The organism is Pseudochryseolinea flava, assembly GCF_003286915.1.
GTDB classification, from domain to species: domain Bacteria; phylum Bacteroidota; class Bacteroidia; order Cytophagales; family Cyclobacteriaceae; genus Ohtaekwangia; species Ohtaekwangia flava.
Genome location: NZ_QMFY01000001.1, coordinates 590215 through 605312, shown reverse-complemented (window position 1 = coordinate 605312; position 15098 = coordinate 590215). Strand labels below are relative to the sequence as shown.

Annotated in this window: 14 protein-coding genes; 4 read left to right on the top strand and 10 right to left on the bottom strand. The window is 43.3% G+C overall.

Going from position 1 to position 15098, the window contains the following annotated elements; translation table 11 throughout:
* Positions 1 to 20 precede the first annotated feature (20 nt).
* Positions 21 to 773, bottom strand: a complete 753-nt coding sequence (locus DQQ10_RS02760) for an LOG family protein (RefSeq protein ID WP_112745252.1) — start codon at positions 771 to 773, stop codon at positions 21 to 23.
* A 93-nt stretch (positions 774 to 866) separates the two neighbouring features.
* Complete coding sequence (locus DQQ10_RS02755; protein ID WP_112745251.1) at positions 867 to 1781, bottom strand: TIGR01777 family oxidoreductase; 915 nt, start codon at positions 1779 to 1781, stop codon at positions 867 to 869.
* Between the two features lie 60 nt (positions 1782 to 1841).
* On the opposite strand from DQQ10_RS02755, the gene DQQ10_RS02750 reads away from it, so the two are divergent.
* Positions 1842 to 2540, top strand: coding sequence for a hypothetical protein (locus DQQ10_RS02750; RefSeq protein ID WP_133259510.1), 699 nt, complete (start codon positions 1842 to 1844; stop codon positions 2538 to 2540).
* 101 nt (positions 2541 to 2641) lie between these two features.
* Here DQQ10_RS02750 and DQQ10_RS02745 read toward each other — a convergent pair whose 3' ends face one another.
* From DQQ10_RS02745 to DQQ10_RS02735, 3 genes are all read right to left on the bottom strand, one after another.
* Positions 2642 to 5449 carry a TonB-dependent receptor domain-containing protein gene (locus DQQ10_RS02745; RefSeq protein ID WP_112745249.1) on the bottom strand — a complete coding sequence of 936 codons (2808 nt, stop codon included), beginning with the start codon at positions 5447 to 5449 and terminating at the stop codon, positions 2642 to 2644.
* A 296-nt stretch (positions 5450 to 5745) separates the two neighbouring features.
* On the bottom strand, positions 5746 to 7005 hold the full coding sequence (locus tag DQQ10_RS02740; protein ID WP_112745248.1) for a hypothetical protein: 1260 nt from the start codon (positions 7003 to 7005) through the stop codon (positions 5746 to 5748).
* Between the two features lie 329 nt (positions 7006 to 7334).
* Entirely contained in the window at positions 7335 to 8321 is a 987-nt protein-coding gene (locus tag DQQ10_RS02735; RefSeq protein ID WP_112745247.1) for an AAA family ATPase, read from the bottom strand.
* Positions 8322 to 8415: 94 nt separating this feature from the next.
* Here DQQ10_RS02735 and DQQ10_RS02730 point away from each other — a divergent pair, with 94 nt between their 5' ends.
* The gene (locus DQQ10_RS02730; protein WP_112745246.1) at positions 8416 to 9105 is read left to right on the top strand and encodes a metallophosphoesterase; all 690 of its coding nucleotides are present in this window, start codon (positions 8416 to 8418) and stop codon (positions 9103 to 9105) included.
* Here the strand turns inward: DQQ10_RS02730 and DQQ10_RS02725 are convergent.
* From DQQ10_RS02725 to DQQ10_RS02710, 4 genes are all read right to left on the bottom strand, one after another.
* Positions 9100 to 9816, bottom strand: coding sequence for a 3'-5' exonuclease (locus DQQ10_RS02725; RefSeq protein ID WP_112745245.1), 717 nt, complete (start codon positions 9814 to 9816; stop codon positions 9100 to 9102). The genes DQQ10_RS02730 and DQQ10_RS02725 overlap by 6 nt on opposite strands.
* 152 nt (positions 9817 to 9968) lie before the next feature.
* The gene (locus tag DQQ10_RS02720) at positions 9969 to 10373 is read right to left on the bottom strand and encodes a hypothetical protein (protein WP_112745244.1); all 405 of its coding nucleotides are present in this window, start codon (positions 10371 to 10373) and stop codon (positions 9969 to 9971) included.
* Entirely contained in the window at positions 10370 to 11089 is a 720-nt protein-coding gene (gene lipB, locus DQQ10_RS02715; RefSeq protein WP_112745243.1) for a lipoyl(octanoyl) transferase LipB, read from the bottom strand. Before lipB ends, DQQ10_RS02720 begins: the two co-directional genes overlap by 4 nt.
* Before the next feature lie 64 nt (positions 11090 to 11153).
* Positions 11154 to 12161, bottom strand: coding sequence for a bifunctional phosphoglucose/phosphomannose isomerase (locus tag DQQ10_RS02710; protein ID WP_112745242.1), 1008 nt, complete (start codon positions 12159 to 12161; stop codon positions 11154 to 11156).
* Positions 12162 to 12202: 41 nt separating this feature from the next.
* On the opposite strand from DQQ10_RS02710, the gene DQQ10_RS02705 reads away from it, so the two are divergent.
* Together DQQ10_RS02705 and DQQ10_RS02700 are read left to right on the top strand one after the other, a co-directional pair.
* Positions 12203 to 12559, top strand: a complete 357-nt coding sequence (locus DQQ10_RS02705; protein ID WP_112745241.1) for a YraN family protein — start codon at positions 12203 to 12205, stop codon at positions 12557 to 12559.
* A 124-nt stretch (positions 12560 to 12683) separates the two neighbouring features.
* Positions 12684 to 14204, top strand: coding sequence for an outer membrane protein assembly factor BamB family protein (locus DQQ10_RS02700; RefSeq protein WP_112745240.1), 1521 nt, complete (start codon positions 12684 to 12686; stop codon positions 14202 to 14204).
* 8 nt (positions 14205 to 14212) lie between these two features.
* Here DQQ10_RS02700 and DQQ10_RS02695 read toward each other — a convergent pair whose 3' ends face one another.
* Positions 14213 to 15037 (bottom strand): toxin-antitoxin system YwqK family antitoxin, encoded by an 825-nt coding sequence (locus DQQ10_RS02695; protein ID WP_245970241.1) that lies wholly within the window; start codon positions 15035 to 15037, stop codon positions 14213 to 14215.
* Positions 15038 to 15098 lie beyond the last annotated feature (61 nt).

The following is a 15098-nucleotide window of genomic DNA, read 5'->3' as shown; positions in this document are numbered from 1 at the left end:
TCAAAAAAAATGCCTGCGATCTAAAAGTTAGGCGAAAGCAAGTATTTACTGTAAAAGTCGTCAATTACTTTGACAGCCTCTTCAGGAGTGTCGACGAGATCGAACAATTCTTGGTCCTCTTCGTGTATCATTTTCTCCGCAACCAAAACTTTCTTCCACCAATCAAGCAGCCCGTGCCAGAATTTTTTTCCAACCAGTACGATCGGGAAACGACCAATCTTCTTTGTCTGAATTAATGTGAGCGCTTCTGTGAGTTCGTCGAGCGTACCAAATCCACCGGGCATCACAATGAATCCCTGTGAGTACTTCATGAACATTACCTTTCTCACGAAGAAGTAGTCGAATGTGATGAGTTTATCTGGATCGATGTAAATGTTCCCTTTCTGTTCGTGCGGCAAATAAATATTGAGTCCTACTGATTTACCTTTTGCGCGATTTGCGCCGCGATTACCGGCTTCCATAATACCAGGGCCACCCCCTGTGATCACACCGTAGCCTTGCTGTACCAATTGAAATGCAATTTCATCGGCCATCTTGTAATAGGGATTGGTCGGTTTCACGCGAGCAGAACCGAAGATGGTTACACATGGACCGATCTTGGCAAGTTTCTCGAGGCCTTCAACAAATTCGGACATTACTTTGAATATCATCCAACTGTTGGCACCCTTTATCTCTGCCCAGTCTTTGTCTTTAAATGCTTTTCGGATGCGATGCTCTTCTTCTAAAGCTTCCTTGATCAAATCCTCTTCTACGCGTTTCTTTTTTGCTTTCATGCTCTTAACCTAAAACGTTGCGAACGAATATACAAGGATGTTGTTAAAAAATGTAATCCACAAAGATCATGACGATGCGCACAGCGATGATGATCACCCTTTTTTAAGGAGGTCGTTAACCGCATCTTTTACATCAGCGAACTGAAAACGATACCCGTGTTGTACTGCCTTCTCAGGAATAACACGACTACCCTTCAACGCGATGTTCGCCATTTCACCAAGTATTAATCTCAACACGAACGATGGTACCGGTGGAAGAAAGAGCGGTCTGTGTAATGCTGCTGCAATGGCTTTTGTAAGTTCTCTGTTGGTGACTGGATTGGGCGCGGCACCGTTCACTGCACCGTTCATCGTTTCGTCTTCAAGGGCTTTGATAAAAATTCCACAGATGTCATCGATGTGAATCCAGCTTTGATATTGATTGCCGTTGCCAAGTGGTGAACCAACAAAGTATTGTATCGGTTTCATCATCTCTTTGATGGCGCCACCATTGCTACTCAACACGATGCCCACGCGAACTTTTACCAGGCGTATACCAAGTTTTGCAATCTTATCAGCTTCCTGCTCCCACGCGTACGTAACTTGCGCGAGGAAATCTACGCCTGGCGTGCTTGTCTCGGTGAATTGCTCTTCGCGATCGAATCCATAGTATCCGATTGCTGACGCCGACACCACGGTTTTAACGTTGTGCTTTCGGGCTTGCAGGGTATCATGCAACAGTCGTGTTGATAAGGTTCTGCTATTGATGATCTCCAATTTGCGTGATTTCGTCCAACGCTTTTCTGCTACCGGCGCGCCTGCAAGGTGGATGATTGCATCAACGCCATCGAAAGCGTCAGGCTCAATGATGTTTCGATCAACATTCCAAACAAACGATTTGATTTTTCCTGATTGTTTTTTTCTTCCGAGATGACTGACGTTGTAGCCTCGTTCTAAAAGCATATCCGTTAATCGTGAGCCAATGAGTCCTGATGCTCCTGTGATCAAAATATTTTTTGGATTTGCCATAATTTCCGCGTCGACAATTTTTTTAATTAGTTTTGAACAAATAACAATTTACTAGTAAACATGATGTCCCCAAAAAAGGTTATCGTCCTTGCCCTTGCCATTTCTATTAGCGTAGCAGGATCGAGTCAAACCGTGAAAGTAAAAAAAGAAAGTGCTGGCGTAAAGAATCAAAGTGTAGCAGGTTATATCGTGACATTAGACGGTGCTTTAGCTGATGTGACGAATTCGTTCTCAAAATATTTGAAAGGATATGGAAAAGTTAAGCAGAACGATGTGATTACTGTGTCGGAACCTACAGTAATGGGGATAAAATACATTTCGTCACTCTACGGTATAACACAAGAGAAAGGTAACGCAACGACGTCAGTATGGCTGGGTTTCGATCGATCAACACTTACCAAGGAGCAGGTGACTACCCTCGAGAAGGAGTTGGAGAACGTGCTGCATGATTTTGGTGTCCAATATTATAGGAGCAAAATCCAAGTCCAGGTAGATGAATCTTCACGTGCATATCAGGCCGTTGAGCGTCAGCAACAAAAGTTATCGAACGAAAGTAAATCACTCGCGACGCGTCTAGAAGATAACAAGCGTGAAAAAGCGCAATTGGAAAAATCGTTGGAAGCAAACAAAGCGGAGCATGAAGCGCTACTTAAAAAAATAGAAAAGAATAAACAAGACCAAGATTCGGTTGTACAAGCTGGTGTGCAAGTAAAAAAGATTGTTGAGATGCATCGTGAAAAGCAGCGTAAAGTAAACTAAGTACTAGCACGCCTCTGTCAAAAATTACTACACAGTTGATTCAAAAAAAGAAAAGCCGACTTATTGAAGTAAGTCGGCTTCAAAACATTTTTGCGCTCTATTTAAAATGTTATGCCGTAGGTTAAGCTGAAAGTTCTTCCAGGGCGGAATATCGAATAGATTGCTTCTTCGCCACCGTACGATTTATAGAAATCTTTTCTTTCAGCTTTCAAGATATTGTTCACACCAAAGGTAAATCGGTGATTTTTATTCACGCCGAAGTTTCTGTAGATGTTGCAATTCAAACTATGGAATGGTTGCGTGTAGACGTCAGCGTTAGCTCCAACACCAACGATCGACAAACTCTCGCCTTGAACGTTATACGACAAGTTGATATTCATCAAATCATTTTTATCTGAGTAGTTGAGGTAAGCATTGATAAGATAAGGAGATTGTCCGGTCATTGGACGCGTATCCTCAATCGTTTCACCGACGCGTGCATTAAGCTGACGTGATTCGAATTCAGTGAAGCCGCTCTCGTTGATGGCTAGTTCTTTGATATCAACTTCAGATCGCGCGATCGTGACGTTCGTACCGAAGCCAATATTAGACAAGAATGGTGCGATAAAGCCGAGTCTCTTTTTGAACTCAACTTCCGTTCCATACACTCTACTGTCACCAGCATTTCTCGGTTTAACATCTCCAGGTGCTACATCGTAGGTCACAAGCTCGATATGTCCATTGAATGCTTTATAGAATAATGATACAGCAAACATATCGCCCGCACCGCCCGTGAAGAAATTCTCCAAGCGAAGGTCGTAATTGCTGATCTCTGTTTGCTGTAATGCCAGATTACCATTGAAGAGACGTTTGGTGATCGGGTCGTAAATTTGTGCAGCAGACTTCTCTTTGAAAGAAGGACGCGCTACAGTTTGACCGAATGAACCTCTTACATTCATTGTTTCGCTCAATGAATACACGAGATTTACAGAAGGCAAGATATTGAGTTCGTCTAACGTGTGCTCCTTATCATACGTATTACCTTGTGTATCTTCACCTGTGTAGTGCATATCCGCCTTTTCAAGTCTCGCGCCGTAAATTGCTTTTAGGTTTCCGAATACCATTTCTGTCATAACATAACCCGCATATACACTTGATGTTCCTTCGTAGTTATTCGCTTCTTGTGGATTTCCATCGAGGAATGAACCTTGTTCTTCACTTGGTGTCCAGATGTTTTCTGGTTGAAGAAAATAATTTGGATCAACAGGTACGCCCGTGCGGGTAGTCGCATCGATGCGATAATTGTACACATCAAATTTTCTGTCCTTATAAACTCCCGCTGCACCAAATTGGAATTTGTTTGCTTTTCCATAGGGAAGCGTAAAATCTACTTTCAAGTTCTCATTCATTTCATTGAGATCGCGCCAGAATCTTCCGATACCGGCACCAGCACCCGGATTGAGCGTAGCAACTTCATCTGTGATCTCGATCGACGTTACGCGGAAATCAGGGTCGTATGTACGGGCAAGTGTGAAGGAGTTTTTCCAACTTGCACGAAGCTTGCCAAGTTGATGTGTTCCTGATAAAATCCCATTGGTAACCGAACGTTGTGAATAAGTAAGGATGTTGTCGTAGAGCACAGCGTTCGTTCTATCGTAGTTTGTGCTGATGCGTTCAGAAGCTTCAGACACACCATTCTGTGTTCTGAAGATGCTTGCCGTGAGGGTGTGGTTTTCAAACTTTAACGAACCTGATAATAACGCACTCCACAATACGCTGTATCGCGATAGTTGTCCTTTTCTAATTTCTTCTGCGAATAGGTTTTTGTCGCTGCGATCATCATCTTTCGTGTAGTCACCGAATTCCACATCGTCAAAATGCTCATATCTGCTTTGGTAATTAAAGATAGCACTGTAACCGATGGTGTGATTTTGTTTGTTGATCTGATTTCCATGATTGAATGTAAGCACCGTGTTGAGAAAACTTCTCTTGCGATCTACACCTAGTTGTGGATTAAGACTTCTCGTCATGGTTTCAAGTTCAGGGCGACGAAGAGACTCATCTGGAATTTTAGCATTTTCAGAGAACGGTAACTTACGCGTGCCGTCGTCAAATCCTAACCAGTCGGTATTTCCGCCTTGATAGCTTAGGAAATCTTTCTGTAGATTCATTTCCGGATTGTAGCGAAGACCAAGTGAAAAAGAAGTGACTTTTTCTTCCGGGAAGTTTTTCGTTTCCACATCAACCATACCGCCGGTAAAATCGCCAGGTAGGTTTGGTGAGAACGTTTTATATACAATTACATTTTCCAGCACTGACGTCGGGAACACGTCTATCTGCACATCATTTCTATCAGGATCGAGACCAGGTATGGTCATTCCGTTTAATGTCGTGCGCGTGTATCGGTCACCTAGTCCTCGCACATAAACAAATTTTCCACCTTGCACAGATACACCCGTTACACGGCCCATCGCGGAAGAAAGGTCTCTATCGCCAGTGTTTCGGAAGGTTTGATTGGATACACCATCGACTACGTTTGCTGATTTTTTTTGAAGCGTTAGAATACCGGCTTCGCTATCACCCATGGCCTGACCTGTTACGACAACTTCTGCAAGTTGCGATACATCAGCTTTCAACACGAGGTCTAACGTTGTAACAGCACCTGCTTTTACTTCGACGTTCTCTATAGTTTGCGTTTGATAGGATACGAACGTAATCACGAGGGTGTGCATGCCTGGATCTAATGGAACGGAAAAATTCCCGTCAAAATCTGAAACAGCGCCGTTGCTAGTACCTCTTTCAATCACGGCAGCACCATATAGTGCTTCGCCAGTTTCACCATCGGTAACTTTTCCTCTAACAAAACCTTTTTGAGCCATAGCGGAAATGCTTAACACAAACATCGCCGTTACAAACATTAATTTTTTCATTGGATGACTTTGAATTGCGTGCAAAGTTACCCGATGTAACTCACAGTCTGGATTTTAAGACATTACGTCCTGTTTAAGATTCGGTATGTTTTGATAACATTACCATAACATTGCCAGCATGTTTTGAAGCAACCGTTGTCGATAACGAATTTTAATACTGTGCTTATATACAACGACAAGTTGAATTAAAGTAAACAGTTTACGATACAAAATTTAAGGTTGCTACATCAGTAAAACACAAAAGCCCCGACAGTCGTCGAGGCTTCGTGTATATACGCCGTTGGAGGTACTACGCTCTATTTAATAAGTGATTTCACTTGAGAGATTGTCCAGTTCCATGTTGCAATTGCAGGGCCGCCAGTAGCAGCTGCCGATACAACCAGTTCGCGCGCGTTCTCTGTATCCGTTGTAGTCGAGCAAGCAGAACCTTCTGTAGCATTGTATACATTCACCACGTAGCCTGTGAATTGTACTGTGCTGAAAGTTAAATCCTCATTCACAAGTTTAGAATATGCATTTGAAGAAGAGCCACATTCACCGTTGTAGCTCGCAGCAATTTTGATTGCCTTGTTTGCAGGATAACCTTTGAACACGATGTTATCGAATGAACCTTGTGCTTTTGATTTGATATCAGCAAGGCTTGATGCGTCGTTAGCTTGTGTTGGGTCACCTACGATTGTTCCATTCTTCAACGTAAACTTACCGTCAGCGTTGGCAGCACCTTCTGGGCCATCGATTTCAAGGGCTTCGTCTGTATCACCACCGTGAATAACCATGAATCCATTGATTGTACCAGCGTATGCTTGATCGATGTCGATTCCGTCATCACCTTGGTAGCTCACAAGAATGTTCGATACGTTTACAGTACCACCGAAGAATTCAACGCCATCATCTACGTTGCCGAAGATTTCGATATCGCTGATGGATGTACCATTTCCTACACCACCCAATGTAAGGCCGTTGATTTCGCTACCACCCGTTAACACCGTACCACCATGACGGATAGAGATATAACGAAGATCTCCTGAATCGTCATTGGCAGCATCGCCACCGTATAATCCGAGTGTTTCACCTGCAGGTACACCTTCGATCTGAGCTTCTGTTGCACCAGCTACAGAGATCGGAGCTTTACCTAAAATAACAAGACCACCCCATTTTCCTTTATCGTCAACGTCAAGTGTTGTTCCAGCTTTTTGGCCAGGCTGAATATCGTCAAGCACACTGGTGAAAATGATCGGTTCTTCCGCCGTTCCTACTGCACTAATAACACCACCACGAGCAATCATAAGTGCACTCGCATCAGCGCCTTCTCCTTCTTGTCCTTTAATAATAGTACCCGCTTCGATTGTAAGCTTAATGCCATTGGTAACGATAACACGACCATCCAATTCATAGATTTTGTCTTTTGTCCAAGTCGTGTTAGCATTGATTGATCCTTTTACAACAACAACTTCTGCATCTGGTTTTACCGGATCTTCATCATCGTCGTCATCGCTACAAGCCATAAAAGACGAAACCATGGCCGCAATGGCGAGCAGGGATAAGAATTTTTTCATGTGTAATAAGTTTTAGTTTTACTTAATTCCGCATCAAAGGTGGGGATCTAATGTTAAACCAATCCGAGGTGGCCATTACCAAATTGTAAAGAGCATTAACCTAAGTTTAACACAATATTATTGACCTTTCAGCGCGCAGTTGTGGATAGCGCTGAATACACAGAGGAGCCACTTTTCGTGGTTACGAAATTGTTAATTTGAAATTTTAGGGAATCAAACAGTCAAGTAGAAGTTTCATCAAGTGAAACTCGGTGACACGTAAAAAGAACGCTTTGCTACGCGAGAGAAGTCGACGCGAAGCAAAGCGTAATTATGTTCGGGTGTTATGACTACTTGCTGATCGGAACTTTTGAAAGAATTGACTTGATGACGCTACTTGTTTTGATGTTGTCGGCTTCCGCTTCGTAATTTAAAATAATGCGGTGTCCCATTACATCAACAGCAACATCTTTGATATCCTCAGGCAAAACGTAGTCGCGGCCGTCGATATAGGCCACGGCTTTTGCTGCCAAGTTCAAATTGATACTCGCGCGTGGCGATGCGCCGAATTGAATGTATTGCGCAAGATCTTTCAAGTTGTAATCTAAAGGACGGCGTGTTGCGTAGACTAGCTCAATAATGTATCGCTCTAACGAATCCGAAATTTTTACTCGGTTGATCTGATCGCGAATAGCAAAAATATCTTCTTTACTAAGTACTGTATTCACCTTATAATCGAACTGCATGTTCGAGATGCGGCGCATGATTTCAATTTCTTGATCTTTAGTAGGGTAGTCGACAAACACTTTCATCATAAAGCGATCGACTTGTGCTTCTGGAAGTGGATACGTTCCTTCCTGGTCAACCGGGTTTTGCGTGGCCATCACCAAAAATGGGCGATCTAGTTTGAAGGTATTCTCGCCGATCGTTACCTGCTTTTCTTGCATGGCTTCGAGCAGCGCCGATTGCACCTTTGCTGGCGAGCGGTTAATCTCATCAGCCAGAATGATGTTGGCGAAGATTGGGCCTTTCTTCACATCGAACTTTCCTTCCTTTTGATTGTAGATCATGGTACCGATCAAATCAGCGGGAAGAAGATCAGGTGTAAACTGAATGCGTTGGAAATCAAGGTGTAAAACTTGGGCAAGGGTACTTACCGTCAGCGTTTTGGCCAGACCAGGCACGCCCTCCAGTAAAATATGGCCGTTCGTGAAAAGTCCGATCATCAAACGGTTGACCATGTACTCCTGGCCAACAACAACTTTTGCAACTTCGGAATAAACTTGTTTTACCTTTTCTTTGTGTTCCTGATGCTTTTCAGCGACAACTTGTTCCATTAACTAGCGGTTTTAAACAGGGTAAAAATAACCGAAAACTTGTGATCGCGGCCTAATTTTTTAGCAAAAGGATGTATAATCAGTTTAAAGGTTGATGGGAAGAACATATGTCATGGGCGACATTCATGGCGCCTACAAAGCTCTGCGGAAGTGTTTAGATCGCGCTGGGTTTGATTATGAGCACGATCGGCTTATTGCCCTCGGCGATGTTTGTGACGGTTGGCCGCAAACCTTCGAATGCATTGAAGAACTGCTAAAGATCAAAAACCTCGTCTATATCCTCGGCAACCACGACTGGTGGACGCTGGAGTGGATGACTTCCGGCATCTTGGATCCAGCATGGTTTCACCAAGGCGGTGAGGCCACGGTCAACTCTTATTCCGATAAAGTACCGGAAAGGCATATCCGATTTTTGAGCGATGCCAGACTTTACTTCGAACTCGACAGGAAGTTATTTGTGCACGCGGGCTTTGATCCGAAATTTCCAATACAGGAACAGTCGATGGAAACGCTGCTTTGGGATCGTCGTCTCGCGCGGTTGGCAATCGATTCATTTCCTGCAGGCGTGGACTTCAAGCTGACGTCTTATGACGAAGTTTATTTAGGGCATACGCCTATCGCACAAAACATTCCTATGCACTCCGGCGATATTTGGTTGATGGATACTGGTGCAGGTTGGTCGGGCGCGTTGTCGATGATGGACATCAACACAAAAGAAGTATTCACCAGCGGAACAGTTCCTATACTCTATCCAGGTGTAAAAGGGCGACAACGTTTTTCATGATTGCTGCGCTATAAATTCATTCGGAAGAGAAATGCATTTCAACTTGAGATAAAGTTGGGCGAGAACTAACACATCTCGTACGCAATACTCCTTTATCTTTTCTAGTTCTTTATCTACATGGTAAGCATGGTTCACGCGACTCCCTTCCATATCTGTTTTGCTGGAGGGTACATCAAAGATGGCTGCGAGCAGATCGAGTGACGTGAAATGTTTATAGTCTCCGAATTTCCACATCTCCATCGTATCAAGATGAGGTATCTCCCAAGATTTTTTTCCCGATAGGTTTAAAAGAAAAGGAAGAGGAACACAGTTGATCAGCATGCGGCGACACAAATACGGGAAGTCGAACTCTTTTCCGTTGTGGGCACAAAGTTTCGTTGAACGCGGATCTAACTTCTCAAGCATATTGTTGAAATCAAGCAACAGCGCTTTCTCATCGTCGCCATAGTATGCTTTGGTCTTCAGCACGAATTGTCCTTGTTCGTTCATGAAATATTTACCAACGACGATGCAGATTATTTTTCCGAACTCAGCGTAAATACCAGCGCGTTCATGATAGATGTCTTCATCTGTCTGAAGCTCGTTCTTCCGGAAGAAGTTTGCCTTGCGAGACCATTGCGTTTTAAGCCTCTCATTTAAGTTTTGATAGTCGTAGGTATTGGCGACCGTTTCGATATCAAGGAAAACGATGTCGCGTAATTCGGATAGCATACTGCGTGGAAAATTGGGGAGTATGTGAGAATAATCCTATAGCGAGATGAAGATTGTCAGGTAAATTTTTTTAAAGTGTTCGGGTGTTCAACAAGATGTGAATCTATTTTCGTCATGCAGCAATACGTCTTAAACATCCGATTAACAAACGACTAAGAATGTAAAACGCCCTCCATCTCCAATTCTTTGATAAAGGTCAGATTCTTTTCGTCGATTGTATCCGGTACAAATACAAAACGTTTGTCGAAGATTTGAGTGCCGATGTAATAGCTCACCCAGTATTCGTTGTTGAGGTGGAACAATGCCGGGTCGATAGGCTCAATCAACACAGCAGCGTGTGCATCGATGGTAGCGAGATAATGACGAAGGATTGAAGTTTTTTGTTGTTCTCCTTCCTTCTCTCCATAGCCTTTGCTCGATACAAGTGTATTTTCGATCGCGTGATCGTTGCTGTTGATAAGATAAACTTTCCATTCATCTTGCTCACCAATATTTTTTATACGCACCACTGCGAGTGTAACGTTTTTTACTTCCGGTATCGTGATATCTTTAATCATAGCAGCTCCATTCCAAAACAGTGTACAATATTTTTCTTCAGTTCGTTTTCCACTTCTGCAAAATCTATAGCATGACCGACTTCTTGTCCGATTGATGTTACGGCTTTGTCTTCAATACCACAAGGAACAATTGTTTTGAAGTATTCGAGATTGGTATTCACATTCAATGCCAATCCATGCATAGTCACCCAACGGCTCGTCTTCACACCCATGGCACAAATCTTTCGTGCAGTTTTTTCATTTTCAAAATCTACCCACACGCCAGTAAGTCCTTTAATGCGACCTGCGCTGATGTTGTATCGGCTGCAGGTTTGAATCACGGCTTCTTCAAGCAACCGCATGTATTTGTGAATGTCGGTGAAGAAGTTTTCCATGTCAATCACTGGATAAACAACCAGTTGACCCGGTCCGTGATACGTGATATCGCCGCCACGATTAATGTGATAATAGGTAGCATCGATGGCGTGTAGATCATCAACCTTCACGAGAAGATTTTGTTCTTTGCCACTCTTTCCGAGCGTGTAAACATGTGGATGCTGACAAAAGAGGAGATAGTTTTCCGTTTGCTGATGTTGATCGACAGGCAGGTCGCGGTTCGCTGATTTGATCGCTAAGATTTTCTCAAAGAGCGACGTCTGATAGTCCCAAGCTTTCTTGTAGTCGATAAGCCCCAGGTTTTCGTAAGTCGTTTTTTTATTCAACGCAAGATCTGTCATTAGCATTTTCCTGTTCAAATCTTCTGGTTTTCCTATAGCAAACACTTCGGAAATGAAACAAGTTCTATCTTAATTTGTCTAGCTCTGATTTCAGATTATCAATTGAGTCCACCGGATCTGGTTCGACGCCATTCTCTTTTGCAAGATAGCATGAGATCCAATCGGTGAGGTGGATGAGGTAGTAGTATTGTTCTAATAGCGAAGCGCCTTCACCGATGATATCGATGATCGGGTTGGATTTTTTCTCGAAGATGTCGCGACAAAGTTCCATCCTTTTTTCTACACGCTCATGATCGTGATCAGAATACAGGTAGATCGGTTGAAGCATAGGCATGAGTTGTTCAGGAAATCTCCACCCAGCGAGTTCGTTGTGATTCATTTCCGGGAATGTATTCACATGTGCCATTTGCTTGGCGTTCTCGTTGAGCTGTTGCTGAAAGCGCAACGCCATAGCCTGAATTCGGTTGTCGCAATAAATGATGGGAAGTTTTCCTTTTAATTTTTTAGCTATCAATTCAGCTTCCGATTGAATTCCTTTTTCTCCGCGGTTAAGAAATTCAATTGCGTTTTCTGTTTCCTTAATGAAAGCAGCGCCGATCAAATTGGTATGATAAAGTGCATACATCAAGGCCGTCATAATGTAGGGAAGCATTGCACGCGGGCTTTCAGATGCATGCGGAAGTTGTATGTAGAACAGATTATACTCTTTGCAGATGTCGAGCAACTTTCCACCGGAAGCAATCGCGATAACATGTGCACGTTTCAGCAACGCTTTGTTTAAGGCAGCCACAGTTTCTTCTGTGTTTCCCGTAAAGGAGCTGGCAATAAATAGTGTGTGTGGACTAACAAACTGGGGAATGTTATAGCTCTTGCAAACCGTTACAGGTATTGGAATTCTGCCGAATGTTAGTGATTCAACAAGGTTTGCAGCGATACCTGAGCTACCCATCCCTGCGATTACAATGTTACGGATATCACTTCCAGGTCTGTCGAGGTCTAATGCCTGACCAATTTTCAGTGCATCCGAAAGCTGCTTGGTAAAAGTTTCGATGTATTTCTTTGTTGCCGACATAATGAGTATGTGCTAATCAACTTCAAAGGTATTATTTAATTGTGAGCGATAAAATTAAAACAGGCGCCAAAGGTGAAGCGCTGGCTGCAGAATTCCTTAAGAAAAAGGGCTTCCACGTAGTAGCAAGGAATTTTCGTTACGGCCGCGCAGAAATAGACCTCATTGTGACGCGACAGGACTGGTTAATATTTGTAGAGGTGAAAACACGTACTTCCGTGAGCTATGGCCAACCAGAGGAATTTGTTTCGCTTACCCAAGCAAAAAGAATTTACGACGCTGCCGAACACTACATCTTTTCTACAGATTGGTGCGGCCATGTTCGCTTCGATGTTGTGTCTGTCATGCTCGCAGATGAATCGGCACCGGAAATCAGCCATTTCGAAGATGCCATTAATTGAATGCGCAGCATAACTTTGCGATCTGTCTTAAAAAATTGTACGACTCAGTTCCGTTCACTATGATTGCGTCGTGAAATGTAATAACCAATGTTTTTCGTTCGCCGACTACTGTAGTCGACCTGGCATGACCCGTTATATACTACTGAAGCTCGTACTACTATCTCTCCTGGCATGGGCGTGTAACACGAAGCCTAAATTTGAAACCAAATGGATATACACCTCTGAGACACTTGGAACAAATTCGTCTCCGCAGTGTGTAGACCTTAACCGAGATGGAATACTTGATATCGTATTGGGCAGTGGCTTAAAAGAGTTTGAAGCGTGTCCTACCGGGATACTTGCATTCGATGGCGCCACGGGAAAAATACTTTGGCAAGTTCCATCATCTGATCAAGTAGTGGGTTCCGCAAACTTTCTTGATGTTACGGGTGATGGCGTACCAGAAGTATTTATTGGTGGAAGAGGACAAACACTCAAATGCCTAAACGGTATCGATGGCAATACCGTTTGGGAATTCAAGGCTTCAACTGAAACACCCGTTCAAGCGTGTTGCTTGCAATACAATTTTTACAATGCACAATTCATTCCCGATCAAGACGGCGATCAATTGCAAGATGTACTTGTTTCTAATGGTGGCAATGCTAAAGCAAGGCCGAACGCTGAAAAGGACAGGTATCCTGGTGTACTCGCTGTGTTCGCTAGCAGGACCGGAAAGTTGCTAGCCGTTGACACAATTCCTGATGGAAAGGAAACCTATATGTCACCCGTGGTGCACGACTTTGACTCAGACGGAAAACTCTCCGTCATTATCGGTACCGGAGGTGAAACACTTGGTGGCAATCTTTTTAGAGTATCGTTGGATTCATTGATGGCTGGCAATATTTCTTCCGCGCGCAAATTGGCGACGGTAATCGAGAAAGGTTTTATTGGTCCTCCCACGTTGGTCGACATCAATGGTGATCAGGTAAAAGATATAGTAATCAATTCTTTCTCAGGAAAAATGATGGCGATCGATGGGAAACGTAACGCAATCATTTGGGAGCGACAAGTTGGAACGACTGAATCTTATTGTTCGGTTACGCCTGGTTATTTTAACGATGACGATATCCCTGACTTCTTCTCAACGTTTAGCAAAGGCGCGTGGCCAGACAACAAAGGGTCAATTCAGCTAGCGCTTGATGGAAAAGATGGGAGCGTACTGTATGCTGATTCTCTCGGATGTTTTGGCTATGCGTCTGGTGTCTCCTACGATGTGAACAACGATGGTTTTGATGAGGTGTTCACTACCGTCAATGACTTCGAATGTAATCCCCCCGGCTTTGCGGCAGGAACCATTCTCGACTCAGATCAAATCTCGCTACGTTGTTTTGATGTTCATAATAGAAAGACGATCACCATCACGAAACCTCAAGCTGCTAAGAATGTTTCGACAACACCCTGGATCGGTGACCTCGACAGTGATGGAAAGTTAGATGTAGTTTACGCCATACAGCGTAATAATTTTGAAGTCGATAAATTCAGAGGCATGCAAGTGATCAGGCTTTCATCCAACGTGTCATTCACCGTGCCAACTTGGGGTGCCTACATGGGTAATGATCGAACAGGCGTTTTTGAAAAGAAACCAATCCATCACGCTGGCCAATAGCCACTGCGTTACCTGCCAGCCATTTTTGTGTTGCGATAGATTTCTTTTCCCTTATCGTTCCATTCAATTTTGATATAAGGAGTCACCTCTTTATCGAACGGCTCTTTAGGATAAGCAAGAATGCGCTTTCGTTTTCCAGTAGGATAATATTCTGTCCAATCGCCAACCTTACAATCCCAATGATATTCACCTTGCACAGCAAGCGTCCCATTGTCATGAAAGAGATAATAAAATCCCTCTTTCTCACCGAACTCAACGGGCGTCATTTCTTTCATGCGTTTTCGCTCCAGTGGATCGTAGTAAGAAACCAACGATTCTTTCGGCCAACCTCTATAATACTTCTCCTTATCGGTAAGCGTGCTGTCGCGGTTGTAGGTTAACCAGCGTCCATGCAATGTTCCTTTGTAATAGATGCCCTTTTTTAAAACAACTTCGCCTTGGCGTTTTTCATAAGGTCCATGAAGGAGTACACCATTTTTGGGATCGAACGATGCGGAAGTTGTTTTACGAATTGACTTTTGTCTGAAATCATACCAATAGATATCGCGAACGAATGTCGAAGGCTTTTCTGATTTTTTTAGATAATAGAATAATTCGTATGTCACCTTATCGCCAAAACCTTTTCGCGTAAATCCTTTCTTCGTTTTAATGCCGTAGTAGACGCGTTTTTTTACTTTCTTTTTCTTACCCGTATTGTTGTCCGGTGTTTCCTCCTTTTGGAAATCGAGACTTGCTGGGGTATCGATCGTAAATTGCTGATCTTGCTGCTCCTGAGCAACAGCACAAATGCATGAGATCAACGTAATACCAAGTGTTAAGGCAATGCGGCGCATGGTCGGTAAATAATAGCAAAACGAAAGTAAGTAAAAAAAAGTATTCGGCGTGAGGCCACAA

Coding starts and splice junctions, on each gene's coding strand:
- DQQ10_RS02760 (WP_112745252.1), bottom strand. CDS start 773: ATGAAAGCAAAAAAGAAACGCGTAGAAGAGGATTTGATCAAGGAAGCT.
- DQQ10_RS02755 (WP_112745251.1), bottom strand. CDS start 1,781: ATGGCAAATCCAAAAAATATTTTGATCACAGGAGCATCAGGACTCATT.
- DQQ10_RS02750 (WP_133259510.1), top strand. CDS start 1,842: ATGATGTCCCCAAAAAAGGTTATCGTCCTTGCCCTTGCCATTTCTATT.
- DQQ10_RS02745 (WP_112745249.1), bottom strand. CDS start 5,449: ATGAAAAAATTAATGTTTGTAACGGCGATGTTTGTGTTAAGCATTTCC.
- DQQ10_RS02740 (WP_112745248.1), bottom strand. CDS start 7,005: ATGAAAAAATTCTTATCCCTGCTCGCCATTGCGGCCATGGTTTCGTCT.
- DQQ10_RS02735 (WP_112745247.1), bottom strand. CDS start 8,321: ATGGAACAAGTTGTCGCTGAAAAGCATCAGGAACACAAAGAAAAGGTA.
- DQQ10_RS02730 (WP_112745246.1), top strand. CDS start 8,416: ATGGGAAGAACATATGTCATGGGCGACATTCATGGCGCCTACAAAGCT.
- DQQ10_RS02725 (WP_112745245.1), bottom strand. CDS start 9,816: ATGCTATCCGAATTACGCGACATCGTTTTCCTTGATATCGAAACGGTC.
- DQQ10_RS02720 (WP_112745244.1), bottom strand. CDS start 10,373: ATGATTAAAGATATCACGATACCGGAAGTAAAAAACGTTACACTCGCA.
- lipB (WP_112745243.1), bottom strand. CDS start 11,089: ATGACAGATCTTGCGTTGAATAAAAAAACGACTTACGAAAACCTGGGG.
- DQQ10_RS02710 (WP_112745242.1), bottom strand. CDS start 12,161: ATGTCGGCAACAAAGAAATACATCGAAACTTTTACCAAGCAGCTTTCG.
- DQQ10_RS02700 (WP_112745240.1), top strand. CDS start 12,684: ATGACCCGTTATATACTACTGAAGCTCGTACTACTATCTCTCCTGGCA.
- DQQ10_RS02695 (WP_245970241.1), bottom strand. CDS start 15,037: ATGCGCCGCATTGCCTTAACACTTGGTATTACGTTGATCTCATGCATT.